The organism is Rossellomorea aquimaris TF-12, from assembly GCF_001648555.1.
GTDB lineage: Bacteria > Bacillota > Bacilli > Bacillales > Bacillaceae_B > Rossellomorea > Rossellomorea aquimaris.
Map to the genome: position 1 here is coordinate 26,048 of NZ_LQXM01000002.1, position 16,381 is coordinate 42,428.

A 16,381-nucleotide genomic window follows, 5' to 3' on the forward strand; every position below is an offset into this window, starting at 1 on the left:
AGAGCCTTTCTGACTTTACTTTTAAATCAAGTTAAACGTGGGTGTGGACTTCTGTTCCAATCAACTTACTATTTAAATCCACAATAGGAGTTTCTTTTTCTAAAATGGATTCGTTGCCCACTGAAGAGATTGTTTAATAAAGATACGCGGGTGTAATTTTAGTTGAGAAACCATGTACTCAGCCAAATCTTCAGGCTGCATGTATTTTTCTTTGTCTACCTCATCGAGATTGTCCCCAAAGGTTAGGTTCGTTGCAACAAGACTAGGGTTAAGTGTCATTACCCGGATGTTGTTTTTACGAACTTCCTGCATCAATGCTTCTGTCATGCCTTGAATGGCAAATTTAGATCCACTGTATGCTGTACTTTTTGCTGTACCTTTTAACCCGCTGCTGGAGGATATATTGATAATATCACCTCGGTTTTTCTTGATTAACTGAGGCAACACGGCATGTGTAACATGATATGTTCCGAAAACATTCACTTCAAAGGTTTTCTTCCATTCTTCCGGTTCCATTTCTAAAAATAATCCGTACTTTCCGATTCCTGCATTATTAATCAAAATATCTGCTGGTCCAAGTTCAAATTCTAGTTTTGAAATAGCCTCATTCACTTGTTCCATATCTGAGATGTCAGTGACAGCCACACTCGCATTGACTCCCATTGCCCTTGCTTCAAGTGCAACTTCTTCCAGGGCACTCTTTGAACGGGCTATTAAGCCAACATGAACGCCTTCCTTGGCAAGCTCTAATGCTACTGCTTTTCCGATACCCCGAGAAGCACCAGTTATATAAGCGGTTTTTCCATTAATCGATTGTGCCATCATTCTTCACCCTTTCCATTCCTAATTCTATCGTAAGTGTAAGGTTATAGAGAGAGAGAAGCAAATGTTAGCGTTGAAACTTACTCACTCGGCTGAAATGAATTGAAACAAAGTATACGAAAAAGAGCTAACAAAAATTAATGATTGAGTTAATGGTAGAAATTTGAAATAATTGGTATTTAGATGAAGACAATGAAAAAAGTAGTTTAATAGTTTGGGAGATATCATCAACGTATCCCATTCATGTAAATGAAAATGGAAGTACATATAGTATCAAACTCTGAGGGGAACGGCATAGACTCCTGCGGTAATATGGACGTGCCGAGCCCCCAAAAGCTAGCTGCAAGCGGAGCAGTTCCCCTCGCCATCTTGCGCAGACTCGTTAACAGAGAGTTAGGGGATCATTGTTTTAAAACAACAATCTTTGTGAAAATAGCAAAATAAACTAGACAAATGAGGTGTCTGGATGAATAGGTTCGTGATTATAACAGTCGGTAAAACCCATAGCGGAAAAACAACATTTGCAAAAAAATTAGAAAAACAGCTGTGTAACTCTATTGTCATTGACCAGGATAACCATGCTGAATTTATCAATACCTTTTACAAAAAGCTACTTCCAAAGCATGGACCTAATACAATCAAATAGGCTGTCACTCAAACCATTGTTGATTATGCAGTAAAAGAGACAGACCATCATCTCATTATTTGCAATTCTAATAGAAATCGTAGAGGTCGTTTGAAGCTTTTAGACCAATTTTACAGCAAAGGATTTATCAGTATCCTCGTTCATTTTGATGTTCCAGATCATATTCTTAAAGCCCGAATAGCCAACAGTAACCGAAGTACAGCTGTATTTAGGACTGCATCTACTTTTGATGAAGTTCTTATTCGACAACAGGATGAGTCTTATAAAGAGAACGTGATAGACCCTGTGGCAGGGGAAGCGGACCATTTATTTGTTATTAAAAAGGAAGATGATGTTGAGTCTGTTATGCAGGAAATCATTAATATAGCTCATTGTGTTCAGAAGTAACTTAATGTAAAAATAATGTACCCCAGCTTTCATGGGCAGAAGGGGAGCTCCTCACTGCTTGAATCCAATCAATTTTTTTAGAAAATCACTTTGAAAATGGAGCATGTTTATGGAAAAGAATGAACAAACACAAATAGAAAAATTGCTTTTAATTTTATCAAAATCCTGGTCTACAGAATCAAGCTCAAAATGGAGTCATAATAACCCCGCAAAAGGACAATGCGGAGTAACTACCTTAGTGATTAATGATATTTTGGGTGGGGAAATACGGAAAACAAAGCTGTCTGCCGGATGGCATTTTTATAATATTATTAATGGTAGTCGATATGATTTTACAGCATCGCAATTTAACGAAAACATAAAGTATATGGATATCCTTTCAACCAGAGAAGAAGCTTTTTCAGATACTAATCAAAAACAATATGTTTATTTAAAAGAAAGTGTACAAAAGAAATACAAAATGAACGAAAATAATGATAGAAATAAATCACATCAAGGAGTAAAATATAAAAATCAGTATAAAAACAACTGATAATAGACATTTAGAAATAGAATCACAGTCCACTAGCTTTAAAATTCTTATTATTCACAAGATTAAAAATAAAAGGTAGAGGGAAGTTAAAAATGGATACAAATGAATTATCGATTAAAGAACAAACTATTTTTCATCACACGGGTAATAAAATTAAAACGGACGATCGAGAAGTGAACATCATTGCTAGATTTGAAGAGCCACTCATCGTCATTTTAGGAAACGTGTTAAGCCATGAAGAATGTGATGAACTTATAAGATTGTCTAAAGAACGTATGCTCCGTTCAAAAATTGGAAATACGCGTGAAGTTGATGACCTTAGATCAAGTAGTAGTATGTTTTTTAATGAAGGCGAACATGATGTTGTTGATAGGATTGAAAGAAGAATATCTCAAATTATGAATATACCTGTTGAACATGGAGAAGGTATTCAAATCCTGAATTATAAAGTTGGACAAGAGTATAAAGCTCATTTTGATTTTTTCTCTGCATCCGTTAAGCCAGTGAGTAACCCCAGAATTAGTACACTCGTCTTGTACTTAAATGATGTTGAAGAAGGTGGGGAAACGTTCTTTCCGAAACTGAATTTATCAGTGTCTCCACAAAAGGGAATGGCAGTTTATTTCGAATATTTTTATGATGATCAAACCCTAAATGAGTTAACGTTACATGGTGGTGCACCAGTTATAATAGGAGATAAATGGGCAGCAACACAATGGATGAGAAGAAAAAAATTTAAATAATATAGGGTAGTAAAGCTAAGAAGCATATCTTTCAGAAGGTAGGCTTCCTTTTTTGTTGGAATTAAGTGGAGTACTTAGTGAATGGTGGAATTTTTGAAACTTATATTCAACTAAACCCGTATGTATAGATAATAAGGTTGAAAATAACTAAACGAACAGGAGGATGACGAAATGGAAATGTTCGGTCTATTTGGAATTATCATTTCTTTCTTACCTTTTATTCTAGCAATTCTAGTGATTAGATGGATTTTTTACATTAAAAAAAATTCTGATGAACTTGTAAGGCAAAATAATGAAATGATCGCTTTACTGAAACGAAATAGATCATAATCATCGATAAGAACATATGAAACCGCAAATGTTAGTAAATATTTGGAGGATGGATGGTCTTACACGGGATTCATTCTATTTTTAAACCCAATGGAACAATTGGAACAACATGAAAATAAATATTTCTCTTTATAATTAAAGTATTAAATTAAATGGATTAATATGGTAATATTGGTTCGGATAGAGTTGTATGGTTCTAGCCTTTTTTTAAAACTCTCATATCTATTCTTTAATCGATTCTACAAAATCCGTACACTATAAATTTTTGGAATATTAAATTATTAGTATATCTTTTTTAAAAAGGAAGGAAGGCAGATATGATTACAGCAGAAACAGATCCTTTTTTGGTCAGTAAAATGAGAGAAAAGGACACTGAATCAATTATAAGTTGGTTTCAACAACATCAAAAATCCTTATATATTCTCGGAATGATGTATTTGAGGACGAATAAGGAAATAGAGGATGTTTTTTATCGTTCCATAGTAAAAATATATGATGAAAGGAAACATGTAAAAAAAGAAACCTCTTTTGATTCTTGGGTTACCTCCATTTTTATTACGATTTGTCGAGAGTATTCTAGTGATAAAAAGCCGAGTTTACTAGCTTTAAAGAAAGATGAAGAGCATCAGAACATATTTTATGCTTTAGACCAATTAGAAGCTCAACAAAAAGAAGCGATTGTATTAGCGTACCTATCAGAATTTTCGTTGGAGGAAGCAGCAAAGGTTCTTCAAATTTCAATGGATACTGTAAAAACTCAATTGTTTTCTGGTATTCAGCTGCTTAAAGAAAAAATGAAATATGATGAAATTTTGGTAGGCTGTAAGGAATATCATCCTTTTTATATCGATTATTTAAGGAGAACAATCGATAGAACACAGAAGGTTGAATTTGAGATGCATATTTATCATTGTCACGGTTGTCAAGATGATTTGGCCACTTTTCAGGAGGTAACCTTACGCCTAAGAGAAGTGCACGATGACATTAGTCTACCACCTCAATTCCTGGAAAAAGTAAAGGACAGAGTAGTTGAAACAGAAATGAAGCGGGCAAAGAAAAACAAGAAGAGAAAATCCATCGGTCTTGCATTTGCTAGCATCTTAACGTTAATGATCTGTACAGGATTTGTGACCAATAGCTTTTCAAATGTTTACTATTCATGGGTGGACTGGCGTAATCAAGAAGATGAGCAATTGCGTTTCTTTCTTCAAAATGAATTAGGAGAACGACTTAATTTGGAAGAGGTAAGCAATGGGGTGAAGGTAAGGATTAAAAGTGCCATCGCCGATGATGTTCAGACGCTGATATATTATGAAATAGAAGATACAAATGAAGATAATCGATACATGATGAGTCAATATGAAGGTTTAGAAATAGAAAATGAGATTTACGTGATGAGTAGAATAGCGCAACCTAGATACTCCCCTCCAGTGGACCAAAAAAAGGTACATAATGAAGCCAAAAATATTTATAAGGGAACAATCAGTCTCTTACCAATTGCAGAAGATAGGGACACAATCCAATTAAACCTTTCACGTCTTCAAAAATTGCCTCAGGATTTACAAAATGGGGGACCTTATGGGGAGGTTGAATTTGCTGAAGGGGAGTGGAGTTTTGATATTCCTGTAACCAAACACCCTTCAATTGAACATGAATTGGATATGGAAACTAAAATAGATGGAATTCCCATCAGATTTGAAAAACTGACCATTGCCCCAACCGTTACGCTCCTTCAATATAGCTTTCAAAGTATGGAAGCAAAGAAGAGAATTGAAATGATTAACTTTGATAGTCTTGAAACAAATAATAAAAAAGTAGAAGCTGATTTATTTGGAGGAAATAGGTATATGGATTCTTTCCAAGAAGATTGGAGGTCCCTCCAGGCCAGCTTTGAAACTTTATATTTAGAAGAGCCAGAAGAAGTTAAAGTGCGATTTGGATCTATTCATTTAACAATTGAGGACCATAAAACGATCGAGGTTAATCCTTCTAAGGATTACCCACAAACGTTTGAATATGTTGGAAATACCATTTCCATTGACAAGGTACTTACAGGGAGTCCGGGGAAAATAGTCCTAACCCATGATGTGTCCAAAGATCGTGTGTATGAATCTGTCCATTTTCAAGTAATAAACAATGACAATCAGGAAATTGTCTCAATTGGGATAAGTGGCGGAGATGGAGTGTTGATGGACAAAAACGGAAAAAAATATAAAATCGGAGAAATTCAATATCCTTTTGATCAAATTGAGCATCCGCGCTATTTTGAAACAAAACAAGAAATAGAATTATATAATGATACTACTGGAGAAGATGTCATTCCTAAGAAGCTTGAAATCCGAGGCTATAATACAACAAAGTATGTGGATGATACGGTAAATATTTTATTAGATTAATAGGTATAGATGACAATTTAGTTTCTTGATGAACGACGAACTTCTTTTTTTAAGCGAGATTCTAATTAATACGATTGAGTTTCTATGAGTTGTGGTCGTATTGTTCTGATTTCAAGTAATTTGATAGTACGAAGAAAGATGTTAATAGTTGATCTTTAATCTTGGAGGGTAATAAATGAATTTGGAGCTAAGGGAAATAGATGTTGATAATTGGAATGAGTGCGTACAATTATCAGTATCTGATCATCAAAAGGGGTTTGTAGCAGATAACTGTTACTCATTATTGCAGTCGAAATTTACTGATGGGCTATACCCACTTTCTATGATCAAGGGTCAATGATTGGATTTTTAATGTATGGTGTAGATTCAGAAACAAATCGAATGGAAATGAGTCGATTAATGATAGATCAACACTTTCAGGGGAGAGGTTATGGAAAGCAAGCTACAAAACAACTCTTAGAACATATCATCAATACATACGGTGGAATTGAATTTTACACCAGTGCAGAACCGGAAAACGTTAATGCAATAAAGTTATATGAAAGCCTGGGTTTTAAAAAAACGGGTGAAATAATGTGGGATGAGGTTGTATTGAAAATCCAACTATAGCATTAACAATTAAGTGAAGGGTTATGAGGAATATATTTGAGGTTGTAGTCGTATTAAATCTATACATATTGAATATAACCTTCATCCATTCGAAACTAAAGATCAAATAGCTGCAAAGTAATGGTAATGACTTGGGCATGATCGTTGAATATTTTGCGGAGGTTGTAACAAATGGAATTTAAAATAATTGAAGCACTTAATATAGATCAAATAAAACAACTAACTGAAATGTTTCAATTGGAATGGTGGACGAAGGGACGGAAATTTGAAGAGGTCCAATGTATGATAGACCATTCCGATGTTATTGTAGCTTTTGTTAAAGACAAAGAGCTAATAGCATTTGCACGTGTACTGACTGATTTCGTATATAAAGCATTCATTTTTGATGTTATGGTAAAGCCTTCATACCGTGATGCCGATTTAGGTAAGAAATTAATGTATCTAATGATAAACCACTCAAAATTAGTGAATGTACAGCATTTTGAGTTATATTGTCGACCTGAAATGAAACCATTTTATGAAAAGTGGGGGTTTACTAATGATTTAGGTGAGCTGTGTTTTATGAGACGTGGATAGCTCGTCGTTCTATTCATTTTAAGGGGTGCAAACATCTTCAGTAAGTAGACCTTGCAGATGAAAGGAGATTAAAGTGAAGTATCAATTAATGGCAGTTTCAATTTTCTCACTGGCAATAGCGATTGTCATTGGCAGTTGGTTCGTATCAAAAGAATTAAATCGAAATGTACAAGTGGTTATGGATAAAGGGGTAGATGAAGAAATAACCCAAGAAAAACAATTATTAACTCAGTCTGAATTAGGAAGCTACCTAGGGGTTACTGATGAGGAATTACAGATGATCCTTCCCCGTATAGACGAGAATATTACAACAAGTTCAATCCCATATATAAAAATTGGAACGGAATTTTATTTCCCTGTAAAAGCAATTGATAAATGGTTGCTGGAAACAGAAGCAATCATGTTCTCACGCTAATAGAATGTGGGCTCTCTTGTTCTAGAATATTAAGAAGGAAAACACCTCCATTTGTAGAATAATTAATGAAGAAAGATTCCATTAAGTCTATCGATCCAAAAATAGAATAAGAGGAGTGAATAGCATTGATTAATAAACTTGGACAAATTATGGTATATGTGAATAACCAGGATGAAGCAGTGAAATTTTGGACAGAAATAGTAGGGTTCAAAGTTATTTCTGAAGAGGAGAACGGTCATGGTATGAGATGGATCGAAATTGCTCCATCTCAGGATGTTGAAACGAGTATTATTCTTCACAACAAAGAATTAATAGCCAAAATGCAACCCGAATTAAATCTTGGCACCCCGTCCTTAATGTTCTTCTCTGAAAATCTTGACCAATTATATAAACATTTACTTGATAAAAATGTCACTGTTGGAGAAATTGTCAATATGCCTTCAGGGAGAGTGTTTAACTTCGCAGATAGAGAAGAGAACTATTTTGCAGTCATGGAGAAAAGTAAATAACAACTGTTTCAGAAATCATTTGGCCGGTTTCAATAGAAATCGGCTTTTTGATTGGAAGTCACCGAATTCCAGGAGGAAGAATTGATGTATCTAGACCATCCAATAGCAAATGGTAGTACTGCAAAGGTTTATCTTCATGAAAATAGGATTATTAAAGTATTTAAGGACTATTTACCGGATTCGGAAGCAAAAAATGAAGCGTACAAACAAAAGTATGCTTATTCGTGTGGACTCTCAGTGCCAGAAATAGTAGATGTCACGAAAATTGAGGGGAAGCAAGCTATAATAATGGAATATATTAAGGGAAGAACAATTGGAAATCTCGTATCTGAAAATATGGATCAAGCAGAACACTATATGAATATATCCATTGATATACAACTGAAAATACATAGGATTGAAGCTGATCATTCGATTGAGCCTATGTCAGAAAAATTATGTAGACAAATAGAATCTGTCCCTAATCTGGATAGTAAACGTAAGTCTACTTTATTAGATAAAATGAGTTCGATGACAGTCGAGAAAAGGCTCTGTCATGGAGATTTTCATTTATTCAATTTAATCTTATCAGATGAGGGTGTCACAATTATAGATTGGGTTGATTCAAGTGAAGGTGATGTCCGGGCTGATGTATATCGCACGTATCTTTTGTATTCTCAGTTTTCCTTAGAATTGGCCGAGATGTATCTTCGTCTTTATTGTAAAAAAAGCGGTTTGTCCAAAGATGATATTTTTCAATGGGCTCCCATTATCGCTGCAGCAAGATTGTCTGAGAGGGTACCATCAGAAAATACTGAACGTCTCATGGAGATTGTAGATCATTATTTACCTATTTGATATATTGTGGCTAGACTTTGGAGTAGGAAAATAAGGGGTTTAATTAGAATGTAGGAATTGGCAGTGTAATAATCTTCATCCTGCTAACATTGCAACAATAATGAGTGACAAACCAGAACTGATTAGAAGAGACATGATCCAATGTTTCTTTTCAGTCATAAGAAAGAGTATATTTAAAACCGAACTTATACCCATCGTAACTAAAAAAACAAACATTATCATAATTAGTTCCATCTGAACCAACCCTCCTTTATTTGGAAAATAGCCTTCTATGTTAATCTACCATAATTAGTAAAACTTTTCTCCTAGTTTACTAACTTTATTTATTTTCTAATCCAAAGCTGCTGTGAAAAGGTGATATTACTAAAAAATGTATTCGATCCCTCACTAATGAAAAAAATAGAGTATTCAATAATAACTAATATGATATTTATTGTATTTATATGGTAATGTTAGTGGCGAAGGCAACGCACTTTTAATATCTTTCATCTTTATTACTGTTGGACTATTCCTTATAGTAATTAAAAGGAAAACTTAATCTATTATGTAGTCGCTTATTGGACAATTTTCAATGCAGAATGGAGGACAAAATGAAATTCTATGTTGCATCAAGCTTTAAAAATATCGAATTAGTTCGGTATGTAAGTGAACAGTTGAAAAATAGAGGCCATATCCATACATACGATTGGACGATGAATGAAAGGGCCACAACATTTGACGCCTTAAAAGAAATAGGGCAAAAAGAAAAAGAAGCAGTGATAGAAGCTGATGTCATAATCGTTTTATTTCCTGCGGGAAAAGGAAGTCATATTGAATTAGGTATTGCCATTGGGCATGGCAAAAGAATTTACCTTTATTCACCGGAAGAAGAAGTAAATAACATCGAAACCACCAGCACCTTTTATCATTTGCCAGAAGTTGAAAAGTGTTGTGGAACAATTGATGAACTCATAAAACTTGTTTCATCAACAGAGTAAGGGGAAAATAGTCAAATAAAAACACCAACCCTGATCAACAGCTGTTGGTGTTTTTTTTATGCTTTAGATTAATTAATATACTTTATCTCCATTAAAAATAGAATTCTTAACTACCACATAATCCACGTGACGAATAGCGTCAAGGTTTGTACCACCTGCATAAGAAATAGAGGATTGAAGATCTTGTTCCATTTCAATTAGGGTATCCTTTAGAGAACCTTTATGTTCTACAAACATTTTCTTTCCTTCTACATTCTTCTTTTCACCTTTTTGGAATTCAGAAGCAGAACCAAAGTATTCTTTGTAGAGCTTTCCGTCTCTTTCAGTTGTTTCCCCTGGTGATTCTTCGTGCCCTGCAAATAGGGAACCAATCATGACCATTGTTGCTCCGAACCTTACAGATTTCGCTACATCACCATGGGTACGAATGCCTCCGTCAGCAATTATTGGTTTGCTGGCTGCTTTTGCACACCATCTTAAAGCAGCTAGTTGCCAGCCGCCGGTACCGAATCCGGTTTTAATTTTTGTGATGCATACCTTACCTGGGCCAATTCCAACTTTCGTTGCATCTGCACCAGCATGTTCTAATTCTCTTACGGCTTCTGGAGTTCCGACATTTCCTGCAATAACGAAGCTTGTAGGTAGGTGTTTTTTTATGAATTTGATCATTTCGATTACGGCATTGGAATGACCGTGGGCAATATCAATTGTAATGTATTCAGGTATAATTTGTTCCTCAGCTAATTGCTGAATGAATGAGTATTCTTCTTCTTTCACTCCGACACTAATCGATGCGAATAGTCCACGTGAATGCATATCTTTTGTGAAAGCCAATCTTTTTTGTGGTTCAAAACGATGCATTACATAGAAATATCCATTCTCAGCTAAGTAAATAGCAATCTTTTCATCTATAATCGTCTGCATATTTGCTGGGACAACAGGTAATTTAAACGTTCGTTCCCCTAAAGTTACACTTGTATCACACTCTGAACGACTGTTTACCACACATTTTGCAGGAATTAATTGAATATCTTCGTAATCAAATACATTTTCCATATATAACACCCCTAAAAGCGAATATTTAAATTAAGTTTTTGTTTATCGTTCGTACATTAGCTAATTTACATCATTTTACTGCGGTTGTCAAAAGGTTTATGTTCATATTAGGAAATTGTATAAAATCCAACAGGGGACTATGACAAAAAAAGCCGCTCTCTATTTTGAGAGCGGCTTTCTATCATGCTTTATCCAATCAATTCATCAAATAGTAACACGCGTGCTGGTGAAGCATCGGTGTTTTCAATTTTTAAGGGAGCAGCTACCATGAAATATTGTCCGGCTTCAATTTCTTTTAATTGAAGTCCTTCCATAATAATCACATCACTACCCATCAAACTACGGTGTGTTGGATGACCTTCTTGGGCTCTTTCGATTCCAAGAGCGTCAATTCCAACACCAGAGATGCCTTTTTCAGCTAAATAGGATGCTGCATCTTCTGCTACATAAATAAAATTGAAGTTGAATTCAGTATCCCATGAATTTTTCGTTTTAAATAAAATAAAATCATTTTTTTCAATATCTAAATCTTTAATATCTTGAAAACTTATTTTTTCATCCACATCTGTTAAATCAAATACCTTTACAGGACGTACAAGTTTCTCAATTTGAATCGTCTCGATAGTATCGCCATCGTTGATCATGTGAAGGGGAGCATCTACATGGGTTCCCGTGTGAACATCCATGGTAATACGAGACTCCGTTACATGTCCATTTGTGCTTGTTTCAATAGTTGGTTGTTTTTCTGGTTTGTTTTTGTATACGGGCATGCCGTTAAAGATTGTTGCTGTTACGTCATAAATTTTCATATTTTCACACCTCTTTTAGCATTGGTCTACGTCTAGATTTGTAATTGGCCACCAATAGAATCCATCTTTTGCAAGTAAATTATCAGCGGCTTTTGGTCCCATCGAGCCTGATTCATAGTTAGGGAATTGTTCATCACGTGTGTGCTCCCAAACCTCAGAAATCTTATCAACGAAAGCCCAAGATAATTTCACTTCATCCCAGTGAGTAAAGTTTGTAGCATCCCCACGCATACAGTCAAATAGGAGCTTCTCGTATGCCTCTGGAGTATTCATTCCATCGACACTATTATTAGCAAAGTTTAACTTAACAGGTGTTGTTTCAATATTTTGACCTGACTTTTTAGCATTGAGATGAAGGGTTATACCTTCTTCTGGCTGAATATGAATCACTAACAGGTTAGGTGCTAGAGGTTTGTCCATATTGTAATAAAGATTCATTGGAATGTCCTTAAATTGAATCACAATTTTTGTTGATTTTGCACCCATTCTTTTACCGGTACGAATGTAGAAAGGAACACCTGCCCAACGGAAATTATCAATCATAAGCTTACCAGCAACGAACGTCTCCGTATTGGAGCGATCATCTACATTTTCAGCCTCGCGATAACCACTTACCTCTTGGTTATTGGATGTACCAGGACCATATTGGCCTCTGACAAAGTAATCCTTCACTTCATCTCGTTCGAATGGTCTTAAAGAACGAAGAACGCGTACCTTTTCACTTCGAATCTCATCCGTTGTTAGTTTAATTGGTGGTTCCATAGCTAATAGAGCGACCATTTGGAGCATATGATTTTGAACCATATCCCTTAGGGCTCCACTCTTTTCATAATAGCGTCCACGATCTTCTACACCTAAATCTTCAGATGACGTTACTTGGATATTTGAAATGTATCGATTGTTCCATAACGGTTCAAATAAGGCGTTGGCAAAACGAATGACTTCAATATTTTGGACCATTTCTTTTCCGAGATAGTGGTCTATACGGTATATCTGATCTTCTGAGAATGATTCACGTATCTGACTATTTAATTTCTCTGCAGAAGGAAGATCGTGTCCAAACGGTTTTTCAATTACAAGGCGTTGAAACCCTTCCGTTTCAGTAACCCCTTGATTTTTTAATTGCTCAGTAATGGTTCCAAAAAACTCTGGCGCCATAGCCAAATAAAATATTCGATTTCCTTCAAGGTTGTAACTCTCATCTAATTCGTCACAGCGTTGTTTTAATTCCTTGTACGAATCACTATTGGATACATCGTTTGGTTGGTAATAGAAGTGAGAAACAAATTCATCAATGTTTTCATTTTCTCCAATGGCGTTATGTACGGACGTTTTAACATGCTCTTGAAATTCTTCATTTGACCAGTTCCGGCGAGCGACACCGACTACGGCAAATCGCTTTGAGATTTTCCCTTTGCGGAATAAATGATAAAGAGATGGATACAGCTTTCTTTTGGCTAAATCACCTGTTGCACCAAAAATGGTAATAAGAGACGATGGTGTATTTGAATTATTCAATGTCATGACCTCACTTTATCTTTGTTGCCTAGCTTGTAATACCTGTGTTTCTTCTTATTTAATATCCTTTACAATTATCTAATTTTAAAGATTTATAAGCCATTTAGCAAATTATTTGCAATCAGAAAGAGAATGCGACCTGAAATAAATTTTATGAAATATCCATATGTAAATATTTCATAAAATGATTGTATATGGTTTTATTTCTCGATATGATGAAGGTATCTTTAACCTTTTTTACTAACTTAAGGGGGAAAATGGATGATTGCCTTAAAAAACGTAAGTAAACAGTATCAAAGTGGTGAAATCATCGTTAAAGCATTAAAATCAGTTTCACTAGAATTGCCCCAAGGGTCCATATCCGTCATATTAGGTCCTTCCGGTTCTGGAAAATCGACCTTGGTTAATGTCATAGGGGGCATAGATACAATTGATTCGGGAGAAATGACTATTTTTTCTCAATCCCTTCATCACTTTTCTGTTAAGGAATTAACAAACTATCGTCGTCATTATGTTGGCTTTATTTTTCAATCTTATAACTTAATCCCTACATTAACTGTAAAAGAAAATGTAGAAGTAGGCTCAGAAATTAGTGATTCTCCGTTAGATATCAACGAAGTGTTAGAACGGGTAGGTATGATAGATAAACAGGGTAAGTACCCTCATCAGCTGAGTGGTGGAGAACAACAAAGGGTGGCCATTGCTCGGGCTCTAGTGAAAAATCCAAAATTGCTTCTTTGTGATGAACCTACGGGTGCATTGGATGAAGAAACCGGTAAAAATATACTACAATTACTTCAAGAAATTAATGTGAAATTTAAAACCACCATTCTTCTCATTACGCACAATCCTGGAATTGGTGAAATGGCAAATTGGGTCGTGAAGATGAAAAGTGGAGAAGTGGTCGCCCTTGAAGAAAATAAAACACCGCTCTCTGCTGAGCAGGTGAAATGGGTATGAAAAAGCTTTCTAAAAGCGTGTTTAAAGAAATGAAAAATAGTAAGCTGCAATTTGGTGGCGCAATTTTTCTTATTTTTTTAGGGGTTATGCTTTTTATAATGCTCCGCTCCTCTATTACCTCCATTGAGAAGAGCAATCTCACCTTTGCAGAAGATTATGTTCAGGAGGATTTTCAATTTTATACAAGTGAGAAGCTTACAAATGAGAAAATAACGCTCATCGAGGAGAAGCATCAAGTCGAAATGGAGAGGCGTCTAACGAGTGACGTTGAGTTGGATGATGGTAAAAAAACTCTTCGTCTTTTTAATGAAACGACTACGGTAGATAAAGCCTATGTTGAAAAAGGGCAACTTCCAAAAGAGAAAAATGAGGTGGCCATTTCAGATATTTTTGCACGTAAGAACAGTATGGAAATTGGAGATACCATACTGTTGAACGGAGAGGATAAAGAGATATCAGGTTTTATATACTTACCAGATTATATTTATCCCCTTAAAAATGAACGTGAGATCGTCAATAATGCCACAGATTTCGGCTATGGTATTTTGACTGAAGATGTATTTGAAGGGTTAGAAGATTCCGCATCCTATTACATTGGCAAGTGGAATAAAAGAGGAAGCGTTTCAGACTTAAAAGAGTCCATTTCCAAAGAGGCTCCTGTTTTAAAATGGTTGAATAGTAGTGATAATCCTAGAATTTCTTATATTAATACAGAGATTAAAGGAACCAAGTCCTTTTCAACTGTTCTTCCTTTGTTCATAGGGGTTATTTCACTTATGATGGTCGTTATTCTATTAAAACGACGTTTAGATTCTGAAAAGAAGCAAATTGGAACTCAGCTTTCACTGGGATATTTTCCAAGAGAAATTACGAAGGCGTATTTATTTTATCCTTTGTTTGTCGGGTTGTTCGGTTCCATTTTAGGTGTCATCGCAGGTGGGCTATTATCTGTGCCCATTACGAAGTTGTACACAGAATTTTTTAATGTTCCGATTATTAAACAGTTCGGAACAGACTTTATTTCGGTCCTTTTAGCAATCCTGGTTCCAACCATTTTCCTTCTTGTTACAGGTTATATTGTGATCACCAAACAAGTGTCCAAAATTCCCATTCACCTTTTAAAACCTCAGCAAATTGGAGCCTTAGAAAATAAGACGAGAACGTTTCGTTTTCAACCTAAGTCATTCCGAGCTCGTTTTCGTTTGAAAATGGTAGTAAATAATCTTGGAAGAGTGTTTTATTTAGCAATCGGTATTGTGTTTTCCACCATTCTATTAATGTATGGATTTGTAAGTATGAATTCTATGGATACATTAATGGAAGAGACATATAAGGAAGGGCTTCAATATGATTATGGCGTTTACTATCAAGGTTTGAAAACATCTGAAGCGACTGAAAACGTATTTACTTTTTCTGAAACAAATGCGGTACATGAGGGTGAAGAAGAAAAAGTTCAACTGTATGGAATCGAATCTTCTAACTCCACAATATCCTTACAGAATGAAAAAGGAGAGAACTTGATTCCAAACCTACAAGATGGAATTATCATCAACAAGGTTCTGTCTTATATATTCAACTTGAATGAAGGGGATCCGATTACCCTTAAGCTTTCTACGAATGATGAGTCGCGAACCTTTGAAATTGTCGGCGTTGCAGAATTATATACGGGTTCATTAGCCTACATGGACCGCCACACCTTGAATGAATGGAACGACTATCCTGAAAATAGTTATCTCGGGGAGTGGACTTCAGATAAGCCGGTAAAAATGGATAATATCTTTATGATAGAAAATAAGAAAGAGATGATGGAGTCTCTTGAGTCTTTAATGGGTCCAGTGAGATATTCGATTTTCATTATGTCGGGTCTTTCTTTCGTCATAGGACTGGTGATCATCACTCTAATTACCAATCTGATTGTGGAGGAGAATACGAATTCCATTTCATTATTAAAAGTCATTGGATATGATGATAAAACGATTTCTAAATGGATGATCAATATTTATACCCCTGTTGTGATCATCGCATATTGTGTTGGTGTGCCTTTAGCCATCATTAGTATCGACACATTGTTAAAATCATTAGCGTCAGAGACAAATTATGTACTGCCCGTAACCATTAATATACCTCTTTTCTTTATAGGATTTGGGATTATTCTTTCTTCTTATTTAGTGTCAGTTTCCTTATCAAAGAGAAAACTGAAAAAGGTTTCACTGCAGGAAGTATTAAAGCGTCAAGATGCTTAAGTGTATGCTATGATAG

18 protein-coding genes and 1 pseudogene are annotated in these 16,381 nt (G+C 35.3%); 14 read left to right on the plus strand and 5 right to left on the minus strand.

Features of this window, described 5'->3' with window-relative positions:
* Positions 1 to 99: 99 nt before the first annotated feature.
* Complete coding sequence (locus tag IQI_RS00250; protein WP_064090924.1) at positions 100 to 822, minus strand: 3-ketoacyl-ACP reductase; 723 nt, start codon at positions 820 to 822, stop codon at positions 100 to 102.
* A gap of 466 nt (positions 823 to 1,288) precedes the next feature.
* Between IQI_RS00250 and IQI_RS00260 the strand changes: the two are divergent.
* From IQI_RS00260 to IQI_RS00300, 11 genes and pseudogenes are all read left to right on the plus strand, one after another.
* A pseudogene (locus IQI_RS00260) lies at positions 1,289 to 1,855 on the plus strand (ATP-binding protein).
* Positions 1,856 to 1,964: 109 nt separating this feature from the next.
* Entirely contained in the window at positions 1,965 to 2,387 is a 423-nt protein-coding gene (locus IQI_RS00265) for a YunG family protein (RefSeq protein ID WP_231893363.1), read from the plus strand.
* A gap of 92 nt (positions 2,388 to 2,479) precedes the next feature.
* A complete protein-coding gene (locus IQI_RS00270; protein ID WP_064090926.1) occupies positions 2,480 to 3,130 on the plus strand; it encodes a 2OG-Fe(II) oxygenase in 651 nt (216 codons plus the stop codon).
* A 171-nt stretch (positions 3,131 to 3,301) separates the two neighbouring features.
* Positions 3,302 to 3,460 (plus strand): hypothetical protein, encoded by a 159-nt coding sequence (locus IQI_RS20455; RefSeq protein ID WP_156509806.1) that lies wholly within the window; start codon positions 3,302 to 3,304, stop codon positions 3,458 to 3,460.
* A gap of 317 nt (positions 3,461 to 3,777) precedes the next feature.
* The gene (locus IQI_RS00275) at positions 3,778 to 5,856 is read left to right on the plus strand and encodes a sigma-70 family RNA polymerase sigma factor (RefSeq protein ID WP_064090927.1); all 2,079 of its coding nucleotides are present in this window, start codon (positions 3,778 to 3,780) and stop codon (positions 5,854 to 5,856) included.
* A 175-nt stretch (positions 5,857 to 6,031) separates the two neighbouring features.
* Entirely contained in the window at positions 6,032 to 6,196 is a 165-nt protein-coding gene (locus tag IQI_RS20460) for a hypothetical protein (RefSeq protein WP_156509807.1), read from the plus strand.
* On the plus strand, positions 6,193 to 6,465 hold the full coding sequence (locus tag IQI_RS20165) for a GNAT family N-acetyltransferase (RefSeq protein WP_082892541.1): 273 nt from the start codon (positions 6,193 to 6,195) through the stop codon (positions 6,463 to 6,465). The genes IQI_RS20460 and IQI_RS20165 overlap by 4 nt, the downstream gene beginning before the upstream one ends.
* Positions 6,466 to 6,636: 171 nt before the next feature.
* Positions 6,637 to 7,041 (plus strand): GNAT family N-acetyltransferase, encoded by a 405-nt coding sequence (locus IQI_RS00285; protein WP_064090928.1) that lies wholly within the window; start codon positions 6,637 to 6,639, stop codon positions 7,039 to 7,041.
* Positions 7,042 to 7,114: 73 nt separating this feature from the next.
* Complete coding sequence (locus IQI_RS00290) at positions 7,115 to 7,456, plus strand: hypothetical protein (RefSeq protein ID WP_064090929.1); 342 nt, start codon at positions 7,115 to 7,117, stop codon at positions 7,454 to 7,456.
* A 125-nt stretch (positions 7,457 to 7,581) separates the two neighbouring features.
* Positions 7,582 to 7,965 carry a VOC family protein gene (locus IQI_RS00295; RefSeq protein ID WP_064090930.1) on the plus strand — a complete coding sequence of 128 codons (384 nt, stop codon included), beginning with the start codon at positions 7,582 to 7,584 and terminating at the stop codon, positions 7,963 to 7,965.
* Positions 7,966 to 8,049: 84 nt separating this feature from the next.
* A complete protein-coding gene (locus IQI_RS00300; RefSeq protein WP_064090931.1) occupies positions 8,050 to 8,802 on the plus strand; it encodes an aminoglycoside phosphotransferase family protein in 753 nt (250 codons plus the stop codon).
* A 75-nt stretch (positions 8,803 to 8,877) separates the two neighbouring features.
* On the opposite strand, the gene IQI_RS20765 is transcribed toward IQI_RS00300, so the two are convergent.
* Positions 8,878 to 9,036 carry a hypothetical protein gene (locus IQI_RS20765; protein WP_197489689.1) on the minus strand — a complete coding sequence of 53 codons (159 nt, stop codon included), beginning with the start codon at positions 9,034 to 9,036 and terminating at the stop codon, positions 8,878 to 8,880.
* A 356-nt stretch (positions 9,037 to 9,392) separates the two neighbouring features.
* Between IQI_RS20765 and IQI_RS00305 the strand changes: the two genes are divergently transcribed.
* Positions 9,393 to 9,779, plus strand: coding sequence for a TIR domain-containing protein (locus IQI_RS00305; protein WP_064090932.1), 387 nt, complete (start codon positions 9,393 to 9,395; stop codon positions 9,777 to 9,779).
* A gap of 72 nt (positions 9,780 to 9,851) precedes the next feature.
* Here IQI_RS00305 and guaC read toward each other — a convergent pair whose 3' ends face one another.
* The 3 genes from guaC to zwf form a co-directional block, all read right to left on the minus strand.
* Complete coding sequence (gene guaC / locus IQI_RS00310) at positions 9,852 to 10,835, minus strand: GMP reductase (protein WP_064090933.1); 984 nt, start codon at positions 10,833 to 10,835, stop codon at positions 9,852 to 9,854.
* A 188-nt stretch (positions 10,836 to 11,023) separates the two neighbouring features.
* On the minus strand, positions 11,024 to 11,644 hold the full coding sequence (locus IQI_RS00315) for a cyclase family protein (RefSeq protein ID WP_064090934.1): 621 nt from the start codon (positions 11,642 to 11,644) through the stop codon (positions 11,024 to 11,026).
* 15 nt (positions 11,645 to 11,659) lie between these two features.
* A complete protein-coding gene (gene zwf / locus IQI_RS00320) occupies positions 11,660 to 13,162 on the minus strand; it encodes a glucose-6-phosphate dehydrogenase (RefSeq protein ID WP_156509808.1) in 1,503 nt (500 codons plus the stop codon).
* A gap of 261 nt (positions 13,163 to 13,423) precedes the next feature.
* On the opposite strand from zwf, the gene IQI_RS00325 reads away from it, so the two are divergent.
* Both IQI_RS00325 and IQI_RS00330 read left to right on the plus strand, forming a co-directional pair.
* Entirely contained in the window at positions 13,424 to 14,122 is a 699-nt protein-coding gene (locus IQI_RS00325; RefSeq protein WP_064090936.1) for an ABC transporter ATP-binding protein, read from the plus strand.
* Positions 14,119 to 16,365 (plus strand): ABC transporter permease, encoded by a 2,247-nt coding sequence (locus tag IQI_RS00330; protein WP_064090937.1) that lies wholly within the window; start codon positions 14,119 to 14,121, stop codon positions 16,363 to 16,365. The genes IQI_RS00325 and IQI_RS00330 overlap by 4 nt, the downstream gene beginning before the upstream one ends.
* Positions 16,366 to 16,381 lie beyond the last annotated feature (16 nt).

Bases quoted from the DNA above. Each gene is read 5' to 3' on its own strand.
- IQI_RS00250 (WP_064090924.1), bottom strand. From the start codon at position 822: ATGGCACAATCGATTAATGGAAAAACCGCTTATATAACTGGTGCTTCT.
- IQI_RS00265 (WP_231893363.1), top strand. From the start codon at position 1,965: ATGGAAAAGAATGAACAAACACAAATAGAAAAATTGCTTTTAATTTTA.
- IQI_RS00270 (WP_064090926.1), top strand. From the start codon at position 2,480: ATGGATACAAATGAATTATCGATTAAAGAACAAACTATTTTTCATCAC.
- IQI_RS20455 (WP_156509806.1), top strand. From the start codon at position 3,302: ATGGAAATGTTCGGTCTATTTGGAATTATCATTTCTTTCTTACCTTTT.
- IQI_RS00275 (WP_064090927.1), top strand. From the start codon at position 3,778: ATGATTACAGCAGAAACAGATCCTTTTTTGGTCAGTAAAATGAGAGAA.
- IQI_RS20460 (WP_156509807.1), top strand. From the start codon at position 6,032: ATGAATTTGGAGCTAAGGGAAATAGATGTTGATAATTGGAATGAGTGC.
- IQI_RS20165 (WP_082892541.1), top strand. From the start codon at position 6,193: ATGATTGGATTTTTAATGTATGGTGTAGATTCAGAAACAAATCGAATG.
- IQI_RS00285 (WP_064090928.1), top strand. From the start codon at position 6,637: ATGGAATTTAAAATAATTGAAGCACTTAATATAGATCAAATAAAACAA.
- IQI_RS00300 (WP_064090931.1), top strand. From the start codon at position 8,050: ATGTATCTAGACCATCCAATAGCAAATGGTAGTACTGCAAAGGTTTAT.
- IQI_RS20765 (WP_197489689.1), bottom strand. From the start codon at position 9,036: ATGGAACTAATTATGATAATGTTTGTTTTTTTAGTTACGATGGGTATA.
- IQI_RS00305 (WP_064090932.1), top strand. From the start codon at position 9,393: ATGAAATTCTATGTTGCATCAAGCTTTAAAAATATCGAATTAGTTCGG.
- guaC (WP_064090933.1), bottom strand. From the start codon at position 10,835: ATGGAAAATGTATTTGATTACGAAGATATTCAATTAATTCCTGCAAAA.
- IQI_RS00315 (WP_064090934.1), bottom strand. From the start codon at position 11,644: ATGAAAATTTATGACGTAACAGCAACAATCTTTAACGGCATGCCCGTA.
- IQI_RS00325 (WP_064090936.1), top strand. From the start codon at position 13,424: ATGATTGCCTTAAAAAACGTAAGTAAACAGTATCAAAGTGGTGAAATC.
- IQI_RS00330 (WP_064090937.1), top strand. From the start codon at position 14,119: ATGAAAAAGCTTTCTAAAAGCGTGTTTAAAGAAATGAAAAATAGTAAG.